This is a genomic window from Algoriphagus jejuensis (assembly GCF_039523455.1).
GTDB lineage: Bacteria > Bacteroidota > Bacteroidia > Cytophagales > Cyclobacteriaceae > Algoriphagus > Algoriphagus jejuensis.
In genome coordinates, this window is record NZ_BAAAFI010000049.1 from 238,766 (window position 1) to 255,339 (window position 16,574).

At 38.0% G+C, this 16,574-nt stretch carries 14 protein-coding genes; all 14 read left to right on the forward strand.

The genetic code is table 11. The features are described from left to right. The first annotated feature begins 222 nt into the window (after positions 1-222). The 14 genes from ABD031_RS22015 to ABD031_RS22080 all read left to right on the forward strand — a co-directional run bounded on the left by ABD031_RS22015 (position 223) and on the right by ABD031_RS22080 (position 16,513). Positions 223-1,218 carry a mannose-1-phosphate guanylyltransferase gene (locus ABD031_RS22015; RefSeq protein WP_343855187.1) on the forward strand — a complete coding sequence of 332 codons (996 nt, stop codon included), beginning with the start codon at positions 223-225 and terminating at the stop codon, positions 1,216-1,218. Positions 1,219-1,247: 29 nt separating this feature from the next. After that, positions 1,248-2,207: a GDP-L-fucose synthase family protein gene (locus ABD031_RS22020; RefSeq protein ID WP_343855189.1), complete on the forward strand. Its 960-nt coding sequence runs from the start codon at positions 1,248-1,250 to the stop codon at positions 2,205-2,207. A gap of 83 nt (positions 2,208-2,290) precedes the next feature. Next, positions 2,291-2,635, forward strand: a complete 345-nt coding sequence (locus tag ABD031_RS22025; protein WP_343855288.1) for a GxxExxY protein — start codon at positions 2,291-2,293, stop codon at positions 2,633-2,635. 52 nt (positions 2,636-2,687) lie between these two features. Then, positions 2,688-3,851 carry a GDP-mannose 4,6-dehydratase gene (gene gmd, locus ABD031_RS22030; protein ID WP_343855190.1) on the forward strand — a complete coding sequence of 388 codons (1,164 nt, stop codon included), beginning with the start codon at positions 2,688-2,690 and terminating at the stop codon, positions 3,849-3,851. Positions 3,852-3,930: 79 nt separating this feature from the next. Next, positions 3,931-5,241, forward strand: a complete 1,311-nt coding sequence (locus tag ABD031_RS22035) for a nucleotide sugar dehydrogenase (protein ID WP_343855192.1) — start codon at positions 3,931-3,933, stop codon at positions 5,239-5,241. 10 nt (positions 5,242-5,251) lie between these two features. Further along, the gene (locus ABD031_RS22040) at positions 5,252-6,244 is read left to right on the forward strand and encodes an SDR family oxidoreductase (RefSeq protein ID WP_343855195.1); all 993 of its coding nucleotides are present in this window, start codon (positions 5,252-5,254) and stop codon (positions 6,242-6,244) included. A gap of 32 nt (positions 6,245-6,276) precedes the next feature. Then, complete coding sequence (locus tag ABD031_RS22045) at positions 6,277-7,818, forward strand: lipopolysaccharide biosynthesis protein (protein ID WP_343855198.1); 1,542 nt, start codon at positions 6,277-6,279, stop codon at positions 7,816-7,818. Next, positions 7,815-8,912, forward strand: a complete 1,098-nt coding sequence (locus tag ABD031_RS22050; RefSeq protein WP_343855200.1) for a glycosyltransferase family 4 protein — start codon at positions 7,815-7,817, stop codon at positions 8,910-8,912. Before ABD031_RS22045 ends, ABD031_RS22050 begins: the two co-directional genes overlap by 4 nt. Before the next feature lie 20 nt (positions 8,913-8,932). Next, positions 8,933-10,240, forward strand: coding sequence for a phenylacetate--CoA ligase family protein (locus tag ABD031_RS22055; RefSeq protein WP_343855202.1), 1,308 nt, complete (start codon positions 8,933-8,935; stop codon positions 10,238-10,240). A 180-nt stretch (positions 10,241-10,420) separates the two neighbouring features. Beyond that, positions 10,421-11,779 (forward strand): hypothetical protein, encoded by a 1,359-nt coding sequence (locus ABD031_RS22060; protein ID WP_343855204.1) that lies wholly within the window; start codon positions 10,421-10,423, stop codon positions 11,777-11,779. Then, on the forward strand, positions 11,776-12,855 hold the full coding sequence (locus tag ABD031_RS22065; protein ID WP_343855206.1) for a glycosyltransferase: 1,080 nt from the start codon (positions 11,776-11,778) through the stop codon (positions 12,853-12,855). Before ABD031_RS22060 ends, ABD031_RS22065 begins: the two co-directional genes overlap by 4 nt. A gap of 1 nt (position 12,856) precedes the next feature. Further along, a complete protein-coding gene (locus ABD031_RS22070; RefSeq protein ID WP_343855207.1) occupies positions 12,857-13,414 on the forward strand; it encodes a DapH/DapD/GlmU-related protein in 558 nt (185 codons plus the stop codon). A 19-nt stretch (positions 13,415-13,433) separates the two neighbouring features. After that, positions 13,434-14,393: a hypothetical protein gene (locus ABD031_RS22075; RefSeq protein WP_343855208.1), complete on the forward strand. Its 960-nt coding sequence runs from the start codon at positions 13,434-13,436 to the stop codon at positions 14,391-14,393. Further along, complete coding sequence (locus ABD031_RS22080) at positions 14,390-16,513, forward strand: bi-domain-containing oxidoreductase (RefSeq protein WP_343855210.1); 2,124 nt, start codon at positions 14,390-14,392, stop codon at positions 16,511-16,513. The genes ABD031_RS22075 and ABD031_RS22080 overlap by 4 nt, the downstream gene beginning before the upstream one ends. Positions 16,514-16,574 lie beyond the last annotated feature (61 nt).

Below are 16,574 nucleotides of genomic sequence, written 5' to 3' on the forward strand. Positions count from 1 at the left end.
TTTACAAGAACGTCGGGAATGTTTTTAGGTTCGGATTAAGGGTTCCATGGGACTGAGAGGGCGAAGCTGTGTCTAGGGGAGTGTCTCCATTCGCCAACTACGATACCTCGAGGATTTTATTTCTAGCTAAGTTTTTTTGCAAATGAGGCTCGTAGCAATTTGCAGCTAAATAAAGGTGTTTGTCGATTTTAGTGGCAGTGTCATTTAATCTCTATCAAGAAGATGAAAACGATTAATGTAATTCTTTCAGGTGGTGTCGGCTCGAGGCTTTGGCCCTTGTCACGCAAAGCACGACCGAAGCAATATTTGCCGATTTTTGAGGGCCATACCTTATTTCAGAAGACTGCTTTAAGAAACAAGGCGTTTTGTGATCAGGTGATCGTAGTAGGCAATTGCGACAATTACGAGCTGTCTCGGGCCGACCTGAGAAATGCAGGAATCGAAAACTACAGTGAGATCGTAGAGGCCTGCCCCAGAAACACCGCAGCGGCGATTGCCTTTGCGGCTTTTGCAGCCGAGCCGAGCGACATTTTGTTTGTAACTCCGTCGGATCATCTGATCCAAGCGGAAGATCTGTATGCATCCGCGGTTTCCAGGGCGATTCAGCTCGCCAATGACGGATTCATTGTGACCTTCGGGCTGAAACCCACCAAGCCAGAAACCGGTTTTGGATACATCGAGTCTGAGGGAGAAGAGGTAAAGAGCTTCCGGGAAAAGCCTGATTTGGCAACCGCACAAAGTTTTTTGGATCAGGGGAACTTCTACTGGAACTCGGGGATGTTCTGTTTTCAGGCAGGTGTTTACCTGGAGGAGCTTCAGAAATTTGAGCCGGAGGTTTTTCAAGCTTCGAACAAAGCCTTTGAAGATGCGGTTGATGGAAGGCTTGATTTCGACCTTTCGATGAGGATTCCTTCCATTTCTGTCGATTATGCCGTCATGGAAAGAACCAAAAAAATAAAGGTAGTCCCCTCGGCCTTCCAGTGGTCAGACATGGGCTCTTTTGAATCCATCTATGAATACCTCAACGAAGTCGGACATCCCATAGATGAGCAGGGAAATATGGTCATCGGCACGACGGTTCACACCGAATTCACCGGTTTGACAAATACCATTCTCGTTCAAACCTCCGATGCAATCCTCGTGCTTCGAAAAGAGAATGCCCAGGACGTCAAGAAGGTATATGAACGCTTAGAACGGGACAAGTCAGAGTTGGTTTAGAGGTTAACAGTTAAGAGAGAAAGTAAAGTATGAATAAGAAGATTTATATAGCCGGACATAGAGGGATGGTAGGTTCGTCTATCTGGAGAGCCCTGGAAGCGAAAGGATATGCCAACTTGATTGGGAGAACTTCCGCTGAACTAGACCTCAAAAACCAGAATGCAGTGGTGGATTTCTTTCAGACCGAAAAGCCTGAAGTGGTCATCGATGCGGCTGCGAGAGTCGGTGGGATTATGGCAAACAGCTCCTTTCCCTACCAATTTTTGATGGAGAACATGCAGATCCAGAACAATCTAATCGACTCGGCGTTCCATTCCGACGTTCAGAAATTTATCTTTTTAGGCTCCTCTTGCATCTATCCCAAATTCGCTCCGCAACCACTGAAAGAGGAATATCTATTAACCGCACCGCTTGAACCTACCAACGAATGGTATGCAATTGCTAAAATCACAGGAGTAAAGGCCTGCGAATCCATCCGCAAGCAATACGGCAAAGATTATATATCCTTGATGCCGACCAACCTGTATGGGCCTTATGATAATTTTGATTTAAACACTTCTCACGTTCTTCCGGCTATGATCCGTAAGTTTCATGAAGCGAAGGAAAAAAACGAAGCAATCGGGGTCAGTGAGCCCGTCGAACTGTGGGGCTCTGGTAACCCGATGCGTGAATTTCTCTATGTGGAAGACTTGGCGGATGCGGTGGTTTTTGCGCTGGAAAATGAGTTTCACGACAACCTTTACAATGTCGGAACAGGAGTGGATTTGACGATCAGAGAGCTTGCACAGCTGATTCAACGCACGGTGGGGCATACGGGCGAAATACTCTGGGACGTAGACAAACCTGATGGCACCCCGCGTAAGCTAATGGATGTTTCCAAGATGGAGAATGCCGGTTGGAAGGCAAAGGTTGGACTGGAAGAGGGCATCGCAAAAACCTATCAGTGGTTTCTAGAGCATCAAGGGACTTTTAAGGAAGTGAAAATCTAGTCACTGTAACACAGAGTCTAGCGGAGATGACACGGAGTTTTTCTCTTGATTGATATGCTTGAAAAAGAAAAGTTGACTGAAATATTTTAGGATGCGCTTTTAAAGTGCACTCTAAGCTGGGGCCGGGACTTTTGGAATCCGCTTATCAGGCTTGTTTAAAATATGAGATTTTCAAAATGGGGCTAACTGTTGTCACAGAAGTTCCTGTACCACTAATTTATGAAGAGATTAAACTTGAATGCGGATATAGGATCGATTTGTTGGTAGACAATCAAATTATTTTAGAGCTCAATGCGGTAGAGAAATTGACTGATGTTGACGAAGCTCAGATTCTGACCTATTTAAAACTTTCTGGATATAGAGTAGGGTTGCTTTTGAATTTCAATACTAGAAGTCTTAAGGACGGAATTAAAAGATATATACATTAATTAAACTGTGAGACTCTGAGGCCACTCCGAGAAACTCCGTGTAATAGATATTATGAAAACAGCATTAATCACCGGCGTAACTGGCCAAGACGGGTCCTATCTAGCCGAACTTTTAATAGAGCAGGGGTATATGGTGCATGGGATTAAGCGTAGAGCTTCATCTTTCAATACCCAGCGGGTCGATCACCTGTATCAAGACCAACATGAAACGTCTGTCAATTTTAAGATGCACTATGGAGATTTGACGGACTCTATGAATATCATCCGGATCATCCAGGAAGTCCAACCAGACGAAATCTACAATCTAGGTGCGATGAGTCACGTGAAGGTTTCATTCGACTCGCCGGAATATGTAGCTAACGTTGACGGCATAGGAACATTGAGAATACTCGAAGCAGTCCGAATCCTGGGGCTGGAAAAGAAGACAAGAATCTACCAAGCATCAACATCCGAACTCTACGGTGGCCTGCCGGAAAACAAGAATGCGCAAGGGTTTTATGACGAGAGCTCCCCTTTTTATCCTAGATCTCCATATGGAGCGGCCAAAATCTACGGATTCTGGATCACGAAAAATTATCGCGAAGCCTACAACATGTTCGCATGCAACGGGATCCTCTTCAACCATGAATCACCGCGAAGAGGAGAGACTTTTGTCACCAGAAAGATCACGATGGCTGCTGCTGCCATCGCTTTAGGTGTTCAAGATTGCTTATATCTTGGAAACCTGGAGGCCTTAAGAGACTGGGGTCATGCCAAAGACTATGTCAGAGCGATGTGGTTGATACTTCAGCAAGAGAAACCTGAGGATTTTGTAATTGCGACTGGTGTCACTACCAAAGTGCGTGATTTTGTGGAAATGTCTTTTGCCCATGTCGGATTCACGATCCGTTGGGAAGGTAAAGGGGTGGAGGAAGTAGGCGTTCTGGCGTCGATAGATCAGGAAAAGTACGAAAGAGCTACCAGTGAGGCGATCAAACCTTCAGTCCTGAATCTCTTAGACTCCTCCGTCGTAAAAGTCGATCCCCAATATTTCCGTCCAACGGAAGTGGATTTGCTGTTGGGCGATCCAACCAAGTCTAAAAATCAATTAGGTTGGACTCCTGAGTATGATCTCGCGGGATTGGTAGAGGACATGATGGTATCAGATGTCAAGCTGACGCAAAAGGACATCCTGCTGGCCGAAAGGGGACATGAGATTTTTAGACAATCTGAATAGTTTTTTACTGAAAGCTTAATTTTGATATAGATTTTCTCCCACCATCGAACAAAAAAAAAACTAATAATTTATTTATTTTATGATTCCAACTTTAGAAAACAGCAAGATTGCCATTGTGGGCTTAGGCTATGTAGGTCTTCCTTTGGCAGTCGCTTTTGCAGAAAAATTCAAGACTGTAGGGTATGATATCAACGCTGCAAGAGTCAATGAACTCCAAAAGGGTCACGACCGAACCCTGGAAGTCGCTGATGCAGAACTAAAAAACGTGCTGGTAACGACAGGTATGGAACTCGATCAAAAAGGCAGAGGACTGTTAATCACCGATGCAATCTTGCCGGTGACTTCTGCGAATATTTATATCGTCACCGTTCCTACACCTACAGACAAACATAACAGACCGGTGCTGACTCCGATGATCAAGGCCTCAGAGATGATCGCCAAGGTCCTGAAAAAGGGAGACGTCGTAATCTATGAATCTACGGTTTACCCGGGCGTGACCGAAGATGAGTGCGTTCCCGTTTTGGAGAAAATATCGGGTTTGAAATTTAACGAAGACTTTTTTGCCGGGTATTCTCCAGAGCGGATCAATCCGGGAGATAAGGAACATACGGTCACCAAGATCCTAAAAGTCACTTCGGGCTCTACGCCGGAAGTAGCCGAGTATGTAGATCAACTTTATAAAGCGGTAATTACCGCCGGTACCCACAAAGCTTCTTGTATCAAGGTAGCGGAAGCAGCCAAGGTGATCGAAAACTCCCAACGGGATATCAATATTGCCTTTGTCAATGAACTGAGCAAGATATTCAATTTGCTGGGTATCGATACGCAGGAGGTTTTGGAAGCGGCAGGTACCAAATGGAATTTCCTCCCCTTCAAGCCAGGATTGGTTGGTGGACACTGCATCGGTGTAGACCCATTCTATCTGGCTCAGAAGGCTCAGGAAATGGGCTATCATCCGGAGATTATCCTAGCGGGACGCAGACTTAACGATTCCATGGGCAAGCACGTCGCCACTGAGGTGATCAAGCTGATGATGCGCAAGGATCTGAAGGTGATCGATTCCAAGGTCTTGATCTTGGGCTTTACCTTCAAGGAAGACTGCCCGGATGTAAGAAATACCCGAGTGATTGACATCTACAACGAATTGAAGTCCTTTGACATGGATGTCTGTGTGTATGATCCTTGGGCGGATGCAGCTGAGGTGAAGCATGAATACGGGATTGATGTACTCAGTGGAGCTGATAAACCAGACTTGGGCGATTATTCCGCTGTAATCTTGGCTGTTGGACACAAAGAATTCAAAACCTGGGATATCCGAAAGTCGGACAAACAGGTGGTATTTGATGTGAAGTGTGTCTTGGATAAGGAATTGGTCGACTCAAGACTATAATTTTATAGCAATGTTTGAACGATTCAAAGAGAAATTAAAAAATAAGAAAATACTAGTCACAGGTGGAGCCGGTTTTATCGGCTCCAACTTGTGTGAAGTGCTTTTGGGTCTAGGCGCAAAGGTCACTTGTTTGGATAATTTCGCAACAGGTCACCGACATAATATCGAGCCTTTCTTTTCTAACGCTGATTTTACCCTGATAGAAGGCGATATCCGAGACTTGGCTACTTGTCACGCCGCATGCGCATCGCAGGATTTCGTATTGCATGAGGCAGCTTTGGGTTCAGTTCCAAGATCGATCAACGACCCCATTGCCACGAATGATGTCAATGTTGGGGGATTCTTGAATATGCTCGTAGCTGCCCGGGATGCGGGCGTGAAGCGTTTTGTATATGCAGCGAGCAGTTCTACCTACGGAGATTCCGAAGCATTACCCAAGGTAGAGGATGTAATCGGCAAACCCCTTTCTCCGTATGCGATCACCAAGTACGTAAATGAGCTGTATGCAGAGAACTTCTACAAAACCTACGGTTTAAATACCATCGGCCTTCGATACTTCAATGTTTTTGGTAAAAGACAGGATCCGAATGGCGCTTATGCTGCCGTTATCCCGCTATTTGTCAAGAAATTTATGAATCACGAGAGCCCGCTGATTAATGGAGATGGCACCTACACTCGTGATTTTACTTATATAGACAATGTGGTGCAGATGAATTTGCTTTGTATCACGACTGAGAACGAATCTGCGCTGAATCAGGTCTATAATACGGCGGTAGGGGATCGGACTACCTTGGTGGAGTTAACTGAATTAATCAAGAAACATCTGACAGCGTACGATGCGGCTATCTCTCAAGTGGAGATCGTGCATGGCCCGAATCGCAGGGGCGATATTCCGCATTCCTTGGCATCGGTGGATAAGGCAAGAGAGATGTTGGGATACGAACCAACTCATTCGATAGATAAGGGGATTGAGGAGGCTGGTGGATGGTATTGGTATAAATGAACAAAATTATATATGAATAAACGACTACTGTATTGATTTCTAAGAATAAGAGAATCGCTAAAAACACAGCTTTTTTATATATCCGAATGTTTGTGATGATGGGCGTGTCGTTCTATGCGGTAAGGCTTTTATTAGCAGAATTAGGAATTGCCGATTTTGGTATATATAATATCGTCGGCGGCGTGGTTGCAATGTTTTCCTCTCTTCGAGGGTTATTTGCATCTGCAACACAGAGGTTTCTCAACTTCGAAATGGGAGGCGGACGGAACTCAAATTTGAATAATATTTTCAATATGAGTTTAAATATTCATTTAATACTATGTTTGATAGTTCTCATTTTCGCTGAAACTATTGGTTTATGGTTTTTAAACCATAAATTAAACATTGATCCTGGAAGGTTAAATGCTGCCAATTGGGTTTTTCATTGTTCTGTAATTGCAACTTTGATCACTATTATGACAATTCCCTTTGATGCGGTAATAATAGCAAGAGAAAAAATGAAGGCTTTCGCGTATATTTCCATCATAGATAGTGTTCTCAAGTTGGCAGCAGCGTATGTTTTAGCTGTCTCTACAGGAGATAAATTAAAAATATACGGGTTTCTTATTTTGATAATTGCTATTGTAATTAGAGGAATTAATTCATTTTATTGTAGAAGAAATTTTGAAGAGTGTAAATACAGAGTATATTGGAACCCTGATTTATTCAAAAAAATGGGGACGTTTGCAGGTTGGAATTTTTTAGGAAATACATCTTATGTTTTAACTAATGAGGGTACAAATATTTTGCTTAATTTTTTTGGCGGACCTACTTCAAATGCAGCTCGCGCAATAGCATACCAGGTAAGAGCCGCTACCATGAAAATTGTCACTAATATTTTCACTGCTGTTGATCCGCAGATAATAAAATTGTATTCTCAAAATGAATATCAGCAACTCTACAACCTTTTGTTCTTTACTTCAAAAATTTCTTATTTGGTTTTATTGGCAATTGTATTGCCATTATATATGTCATTGGAATTTATAATGAATATATGGTTAACCGTAGTTCCAGTAGATACTATTATATTTGTTAAGTTGATTTTGGTGCTAATTCTTGTTAGAGTATTTCATGGTCCGCTCGATACTTTATTTAAAGCTACTGGGGATATAAAAAAATATCAAATTTCCAATGTAATTATTAATATTTTTAATCTTCCTATTTCATATGTTTTATTGTTAAGTGGATATCCTTTGTATATTGTATTCGTAGTAATGATTGCGTTGGATATTGTGTATTGGGGAATGTTAGTAATTCTAACAAACAAAATAGAAAAATTTAACATGACGGAGTATTTCAACAAAACAATTTTTCCGTGTTCTTTCGTCACAATACTATCATTGTGCATTTTTTATGGAATTAATCTTTTATTTGACTCTAGCATATTTATAGAGCAACAAATTTACTCAACTCTACTAGGTTTTTTCTCTGTAATAATTTCTATATGGATATTTGGTTTATCTAGCAATGAGAAGAGTAAATTGAGAAAAATTATTAATAATAAAATTAGTTTAAAAACATCAGATGGTTTATGAAAATTGTTTTCTTTATTTCCTCACTACGAGGTGGTGGCGCGGAAAGAGTTATGACGATTCTATGTAACAACTTAGTTGAAAGAGGACATCAAATATTTTTAATTACAGATTTACGTGAAGAGATTAAATATCATGTTGATAACAGGATTAATTTAATTGATTTGAAAACCCCAAGTAGGTTTGATGGAGGATTTTTTTCTAAATATTACAAATTTTATGCGCACATCAGGCAAGCTATAAGGGAAATTGATCCAGACTTAGTGAATTCATTTATGACGGGAATGAATTTTCATGTTCTCATATCAACAATAGGGTTGAGGTATCCCATTGTTGTATCAGAGCATTCGACTTTTCAGAACTTTAAATCGTGGTTTAATTACTTTACCAGATTTTATGTCTACAAATTGGCTGAACAGGTTACTATGTTGACAAATCAGGATTATTGTTTTGTTGGGAGTAGGATTTCTAGAAAGGTTGTTATACCCAATCCTTTACCATATAAGATCAATCATGGAGAAGATATACGAAACAAGAATATTTTAGCCGTTGGTAGTTTAGATCGATGGAAGGAAAAAGGATTTGAAAACCTGATCCGTATTTGGGGAGAAGTTGCCAATAAATATCCCGAATGGGCTTTAGAAATAGCCGGGACCGGAAGTATAGAAAGCCGAACTTATTTAGAGAACTATTGTGAGTCTAAAGGAGTACGAAAGTCGGTTCGTTTTCTAGGATTTCAAAAGAACATTGATAAAATAATGCGGAGCAGTACTATTTTCGTACTCTCGTCGACCTTCGAAGGTTTTGGTATGGTATTACTTGAATCTATGTCACAGGGTTGTGCTGCAATTAGTTTTAAGTGTAAGGGAGGCCCATCCGAGATTATCAGGCACTTGGAGACAGGATTATTAGTGGAAGATCAAAATTTTAATTCGATGAAGGAATCAATTTGTTTGCTAATAGAAGACGAAAAGTTAAGGGCTGCTCTTATAAAAAATGCTATTATCGACGTCGAGCGATTTTCCGCCGATAAAATCGTTGAGAAGCTGGAATTTACTTACAACGAGGTTTTATTCAATTATAGAAGAAAATTATAAGTTTTTATTTATCGATTTATATGATATCAAGGCTATTTAAAAGCATTTACTTTCGTAATGAGTTAGAAGTTTTTTTTCAATTAAAAAAGCATATACATTTTAATGAGAAGCAAAAGTTAGAATATCAAATTTCAAAATTACAAAATGTGTTGTCGATAGGACGGAATGTTCCGTATTACTATAGAATTTTAAATAGACTTAATATTGAGAATCTTTCTTATCAGGAATTTTCTAAACTTCCTCTGCTCACCAAAGATATTATCAGGGAATTTGGACCAGATCTAATTAATAAAGAGTATAAGAACCTCAAATCAGTTTACAGTAATACCTCTGGTGGATCAACAGGCGAGCCAGTCGAATTTATGCAGACAAAAGAATTTAGGGATAGGGCTGCCGGTAGCTATCATTTCGCCAATTACTTAAATGGGATTTCTCCTTATGATTCTATGTTAATTTTTTGGGGTGCCTTGAGAGATATGCATAATACTGAATCAAATCCTATATTAAAAAGGGTTAAGAATTTTCTTCTGAATTTCAGGTTTCTCAATACATTTGTTTTAAATGATAAGATCATTTTGTCTTATATTAAAACAGTTAATTCTTACAAACCGAATGCTATTAAAGCATATGTTCATTCTTTTTATGAAGTTTCCAAATATATAAATAGAAATAGTATCCCCATACTATGTAGTCCTGTTATTCAAACATCTACTGGACCTTTATACCCAGAGGTAAAAGAGGAAATACAAAAGGCTTTTAAAAATTCACATATTTTTAGTTTTTATGGTTCTCGAGAAGTAAGCTCTATAGCGACAGAAACTCCTGCGTATTCGGGTATGAACGTTCTATATGATAATGTTTTTCTTGAAGTTCTTGACGAAAATGGCATCCCCGTAAAAAAAGGAGAAGAGGGAGAAATTGTGATAACAACACTTAACAATTCTTACATGCCTCTTTTGAGATATAGAATAGGTGATAGAGCAATAAAGGGTGATAACCTTGAATTTGGTACCCTGATTTTACAATCTGTTGTGGGGAGAACTTTGGGAGTTATTCATAGAGCGGACGGTTCTAAAATAGACGGTCAATTTTTTACCAGCTTATTCTTTAAATCAAAAGGGATTAGAAATTTTCAGTTGATACAGAATCAGATTGATAGTTTGACGCTAAAAATTGTGAAATCAGTTGACTATGATGAGAATGAAATGAAAGTCATTATGACTAGAATAATGGAAGAATTACCTGGCGTTAAAGTAGATTTAGTTTTTTGTAAAGATATTGATCTTACTGCGACTGGGAAAAAAATGTATGTTTTTTCTCGTTTGTAAATTTCGATTCGGCGGCATTGATTTTTTATACATGGTCGTGTGGTGTAATTTATTTTTTCAATATTTATCGCGACGTTAATAAGTCAGATAAAAGTCGAAATACTAGTGTCTCAGTCGATCTTCAATAGAAACCAACTTCAGTTGTTTGGAGATTATAGTAAAAAGTTATATTAAAAAATAATGCTTCTGAGATTAGTCAATTTATTTTTAATAGCAATAATAGCGCTCTTTAGTGCTAGTAGTGGTGTCTTGTTTTTTTTAACTACAACCTATTTTGTCGGTATTATTACAGCTATTTTTTTATCAGATAGAGATCAAGCTGATAAAACTAATCTATTATTTTTATTTGATTTAGCTTTTTTAGTTTATAATTTGTTTGTTTTCGTTGCGTATTATTCATTTATTGAAGCAGATAATAGTTTTTTCAAATATTCTGATCAGTATGTTTTTTATGAAATTGCTGAACAACTAGGAAGAAACAGTTCTTTAAAGCAAATTTATCATGATTGTTTCGTGTATAGATTACATATAGAACAGGAAGGTGCCTATTTTTTATTTGGTACAATAGCATACCTTTCTAATAATTTTTTTGATGGAAATTCTATTCTTATTCAAAGTATTAGTGTTTCTTTCTTTGCTATTTTAATTAATTTGTTTGTTTATAAAATAATTTCTCATCACACCACTAAATTTATTGCGCTTAGGTATGCGGTTTTATATTTAGTATTTTCTCATATTTTGGCTTATTCTCCTTGGTTGTTGAGGGATGTACATATTGCATTATTGTTCGCAATTGCAATATATATATTGCATTTAGAATTTTCATATATAAGTTTAGTACTTCTTTTGTGTTTAAATTTGTTTACGTTTGAGTTTCGGTTTGAGCATGGATTGGTTTTTACATTTTTTCCATTATTTTATATTGTTAATAATTCAATACAAAGTAAGTATAAAGAAATATACGTTTCAATATTAATTTTATTCCTTTTGGTTGTAGGTATAAATTATTATTCTTTAATTATCTCTAATTTTTCGAAAGTTTCAAACTCTCTTGATAATTATACTGAATTTACGGAGGAAAGTGTATCGTCATCTGATGGTTTAGGAGCTATTATTTACAGGTTACCGTCCGGAGTGAGTCATATTGCGAGAGTTGTCTTTTCACAAATTTCTCCATTTCCTCCTTGGGTTGAGATTCAAAAGTCAACTACTCTCAGTCAAAGTATAATTGGACTTGTTACAGGAATCTCTTCGTTATTTTGGAGTTTTGTTTTTTTTATAAATGTCAAATATTTTAGGTATTCCAGGTACATGTCGAGTCACACCAAATATTTGCTGATTTTCGCTGTTGTTTTTCTTTTCCTGAATTCATCAAATATTAGTGAGCGACGTATAATGGCTATATATCCACTACTTTATGTTTTTTTTATTTTCGTTACCTCGAGGCTATCCAAAGATCATATTTCAACAAATATATTTCAGTTTTTTCGTTTATACAGTTCACTTTTATTAGTCTATTTTCTATTTAAATTCTTATGAGGATTTTATGTGTAATAGATAGTTTGGGTTCAGGTGGAGCCCAACGTCAGTTGGTGCAATTAGCTATTGGATTTAGGCAACGAGGATACGATGTGTCTTTCATAGTTTATCATGAATTAAATTTTTTCAAACCGGATCTAGATCTTAATGGTATTTCGGTAAAGCAAGTGATAGAGCATAACTATCTGCTTCGTATTTTTAAGATAGCTAGGGAAATTAGTCGTTGTCGTCCTGATGTGGTTATTTCCTTTTTAGAGGGGGCTAACTTTATATGTGAGGTTGCTGGGTTATTTCCACGAAAATGGAAATTGATTGTTGGGGAAAGAAGCGCTAATCCTGAAATATTGACTTCATTTAAATTGATATGCTTTAGGTATTTTCATTTGTTTGCAGATAAAATTGTTTACAACTCATTTTCCAATCAGCGACTTGTTCAGAAGATCAATCCTTTGTTATCTAACAGGAAGTGTCATGTAATTTACAACCTTATTGATTCGGAGATATGGGGAGAAAATAAATTTAGAGAGTCACTGAATGGTAATTTAACTCTTGTGATTGCTGCTAGCCATCAATATCTGAAGAATGCAAAAGGTCTGATCGAGGCTGTCAACAGACTAAGTGGGAAAAATAAGAAAATTCTAAAGATTGAATGGTATGGTGATATTAGCCCCGATAATTCCTTTATGGAAGCGAAGAATCTTGTTAATGAATACTCATTAGGCGATATTATCAGTTTTTTTCCTTCTGTAAGGAATATTTTTGAAAAATATTATTTAGCGGATGCCGTGGGTTTATTTAGTTTCTATGAAGGATTTCCGAACACTATTTCTGAAGCGATGTCTATAGGAAAGATTGTTGTTGCCTCAAGTGTATCGGATATTCCGCTGGTACTTGATCATTGTCCTGACCTCATATGTGACCCAGCTAATGTTGAAAGTATTCAGAAGTCTTTAGAGCATCTAATCGAATTGACATTGAATGAAAGAATGGAGATCGGTTGCGAAAACAGACGAAAGGCACGGACGCTTTTTAAAAAAGATAAAATAATATATGATTATTTGCAATTAATGAGATGAAATGAAGTTATTAGCGAAGTTACTATTATTCATTAGTAAGGTTGTTAGAAGAATATTAATGGTTATATTTAGGGATTTATTTGCATCCGCTGGAAGAAATTTCATCTTTAATCCTTATGACGACTTTTCCTATCAAAATATAACAGTTGGCAATGATGTTTTTATTGGATCTGGAGCAGTTTTTGCTTCTTCTAATAGTAAAATTTTGATTGGAAATAAGGTTATGTTTGGGCCAAACGTCTCAATATTTACAGGAGATCATAACACTTCGGTTTTAGGTAGATATATGTATGATGTTAAGGAAAAGCTTGCAGAAAATGATGCACCTGTTACTATCGAAAATGACGTTTGGATTGGAACACGAGCAATTATTTTGAAAGGTGTTACGATTGGATCCGGAAGTATAATAGCTGCTGGGTCTTTAGTGTTAAAAGATGTTCCTCCCAATTCAGTTGTTGGCGGTGTGCCATGCAAATTTTTAAAGTTTAGATTTGATGAACATCAACTGTTAGAGCATAATCGTATATTAAGTATTAAAGGAAATAATAGTCAATATTGATATTTACATCGTTAGTAATTTGAACAAGGAAAAAGTTTTGATTTTAGGTAAAACACCTCTTCCGATTGGAGGGGTGACGGTGCATGTGGATCGGCTATTGTTTCATTTGAAGCAAAACAATATTCTTTTTGACTTTGTGGAGTTGATTCCATCAAATTTTTTTTCTATTTTAAAGTTTTTCTTTGCTGCTAAGAGTGTTCACCTTCATACTTCTAATGTTTATATTCGCTTTATATTTTCTTTTTTATGTAAATGTTTTTCAAAGAGATTTGATTATACTCTTCACGGAGATTTAAACCGTTATAAGTCAAAGTTCAAAAACTATTTAGATTTTTTAACCATTAAATTTTCCTATAGACCGATACTACTTAATAGCAAAAGTTATTTTAAGGCTTTGAGCATTAATAGTAATGCAGAGCTAATATCTTCTTTTCTTCCCCCCAATTTAGATAATGAAGTACTTGATTATCAAATATTTTCTACTATTGTCGACCTAAAAGCGAGGTTTTTTCGTGTTTTTTGTACTAATGCGTTTAACTTGGCTTACGATAAGGATTCTGTTGAAATTTACGGAATTTTTGATTTGATTGATTCTTTTGTAGTGTTGCCCGATTTTCTTTTAGTTGTTTCAGATCCCTCGGGTGCTTACTCAAGATATATAAACGAGAATAACATTGCTATAGGAAATAATGTTTATTTTATTTCTGTCCCTCATTCTTTTTACAGAGTAATAGAGTTGTCTGATGTTTGTATAAGAAATACTTCCACAGATGGTGATTCTCTTTCTGTTAAAGAGTCTCTTTATTTAAATAAGTTTACATTTTGCACTGATGTCGTTTCCAGACCGGTTGGGTGTATTCTTTATTCGCGAGGAAGCTTTCTAGAATTGGTAATTGGTTTTGATTTTACTAACCGGATACGGGTTGATACAACTAAGTTGTTTGAGATTCAAAAAATTATACAGATTTATACGATATGAAACAAATCATACAAGACCTTAAGGACGGAAATACAATTTTAGAAGAAGTGCCTGCACCGTTAGTAAAACCTGGTCAAGTACTTATTCAGACAACCAGAAGTCTTGTTTCGCTGGGAACGGAGCGAATGTTGGTAGAGTTTGGCAAGGCCAATTTCTTACAAAAAGCAAGACAGCAACCTGACAAGGTTAAAGAGGTTATCAATAAAGTAAAAACGGATGGTTTGCAACCTACACTTAATGCTGTTTTTAATAAACTGGGACAACCGCTGCCTTTGGGTTATTGTAACGTGGGGAAGGTAATAGCTGTAGGTAAAGGTGTAGAGGATTTTGCAGTGGGTGATCGAGTAACTTCTAATGGGAATCATGCAGAATACGTATCTATTCCTAAGAATTTGGTTGCGAAAGTCCCTGAGAATGTATCGGATGAGGAAGCGTCATTTACTGTAATAGGTGCCATTGGTCTGCAAGGAGTTCGTTTGGCCAATCCAACATTTGGAGAAACAGTTGTTGTTGTGGGTTTAGGTCTAATAGGACTGATTACCGCACAGCTGCTGAAAGCAAACGGCTGTCAAGTGATTGGATTTGATTTTGATCCTGCTAAGGTTTCTTTAGCCAAATCGTTTGGAATAAAAGCAGCTAATCCAGGTGAAGGAATCGATCAGGTAGCTTTTGTGAATAGCATTACCAATGAAGTAGGCGCCGATGCGGTCATCATCACAGCATCCAACAAAAGCAATGATATCATCTCCCAGTCGGCTAAGATGTCTCGTAAGAGAGGTCGGATTGTCCTGATTGGCGTAATTGGTCTCGATATTTCTAGAGCAGATTTTTTTGAAAAAGAACTTACTTTTCAAGTTTCCTGCTCTTACGGCCCAGGTAGATACGATGAGGCTTACGAACAAAAAGGACAGGATTATCCATTGGGCTATGTGAGGTGGACTGAGAAGCGAAATTTTGAGGCTGTATTAAATGCGATTAGTTCAAAGGCGATAGTAGTGGAACCCTTGATCACAGAGCGAGTGCCCTTAGATCAATATGAATCCATTTATGGGGATATGTCCGGCAGCAAGTCCATTGCCAGCATCTTGGTGTATCCAGAGAAATCAGGAGAACCGGCTCGTTCAGTGACTATCACTTCTAACTCCTTCTCTCCAGGAAAAGGTACCGTGGGAATCATTGGTGCAGGTAATTTTACCTCAGCGATGATTCTCCCTTGTTTGAAGAAAACTCCAGCGAGATTAAAATTCATCTCCAGTTCAGGAGGACTTTCGGGAACAACGCTGGCCAAGAAATTTGGAGTTGCTCAGTCTACAACTGATAATTCACTGATTCTTCAGGATTCCGAGGTAGATATGGTGATGGTGACAACCAGACACAATTCTCATGCAAGAATGGTAATTGAAGCTTTGAATTCAGGAAAGCACGTTTTTGTAGAGAAGCCATTGGCATTAAACCAAGAAGATTTGGATGCGGTACTAGCTGCCTATAAGGATTCTGGAAAAACAGTTTCAATCGGTTTTAACAGGAGGTTCGCTCCTTTGGCTTTACAGATGAAGAAGGCTTTGGGTTCTGGAAATACGCCCATGAATATCATAGCTACCATGAATGCTGGCTTTATCCCGGCTAATGTTTGGGTTCATGATATGGAAGTAGGCGGGGGAAGAATCATAGGAGAAGCTTGTCATTTTATTGATTTAATCACTTATCTCTCTGGATCAAAGGTCAAGGCAGTGTGCATGAACGCCATGGGTGTCAATCCGGAAGAAAATACAGACAATGCTACCATCCTTCTCAAATATGAAAATGGAACAAATGGCGTAATTAATTATTTTGCCAATGGAAGTAAATCTTATTCTAAAGAAAGAGTAGAGGTCTATCATCAAGAACGCACTTTGATTATGGACAACTGGAGAAAACTGAATGGTTTTGGATTCAAGAATTTCAGTTCTGCTTCATCTAGCCAAGATAAAGGTCACCAAAATCAATTCAACCTGTTGGTCGATTCAATTCAGAAAGGTGGTAATCCAATCATTCCGATGGATGAGTTGGTAAATACAACTAAAGCTAGTTTTGCCGCAATTGAAAGCCTTAAAACTGGGGCTTGGGTTAGTGTCGAATAACACTGCGTCTGATTCGCTGCGTTTGCTGAATAAAACCTTTGGCCCAAATTACAAATTGAAG

Bases quoted from the DNA above. Each gene is read 5' to 3' on its own strand.
- ABD031_RS22035 (WP_343855192.1), top strand. From the start codon at position 3,931: ATGATTCCAACTTTAGAAAACAGCAAGATTGCCATTGTGGGCTTAGGC.
- ABD031_RS22060 (WP_343855204.1), top strand. From the start codon at position 10,421: ATGCTTCTGAGATTAGTCAATTTATTTTTAATAGCAATAATAGCGCTC.
- ABD031_RS22050 (WP_343855200.1), top strand. From the start codon at position 7,815: ATGAAAATTGTTTTCTTTATTTCCTCACTACGAGGTGGTGGCGCGGAA.
- ABD031_RS22020 (WP_343855189.1), top strand. From the start codon at position 1,248: ATGAATAAGAAGATTTATATAGCCGGACATAGAGGGATGGTAGGTTCG.
- ABD031_RS22080 (WP_343855210.1), top strand. From the start codon at position 14,390: ATGAAACAAATCATACAAGACCTTAAGGACGGAAATACAATTTTAGAA.
- ABD031_RS22040 (WP_343855195.1), top strand. From the start codon at position 5,252: ATGTTTGAACGATTCAAAGAGAAATTAAAAAATAAGAAAATACTAGTC.
- ABD031_RS22065 (WP_343855206.1), top strand. From the start codon at position 11,776: ATGAGGATTTTATGTGTAATAGATAGTTTGGGTTCAGGTGGAGCCCAA.
- ABD031_RS22015 (WP_343855187.1), top strand. From the start codon at position 223: ATGAAAACGATTAATGTAATTCTTTCAGGTGGTGTCGGCTCGAGGCTT.
- ABD031_RS22055 (WP_343855202.1), top strand. From the start codon at position 8,933: ATGATATCAAGGCTATTTAAAAGCATTTACTTTCGTAATGAGTTAGAA.
- ABD031_RS22070 (WP_343855207.1), top strand. From the start codon at position 12,857: ATGAAGTTATTAGCGAAGTTACTATTATTCATTAGTAAGGTTGTTAGA.
- gmd (WP_343855190.1), top strand. From the start codon at position 2,688: ATGAAAACAGCATTAATCACCGGCGTAACTGGCCAAGACGGGTCCTAT.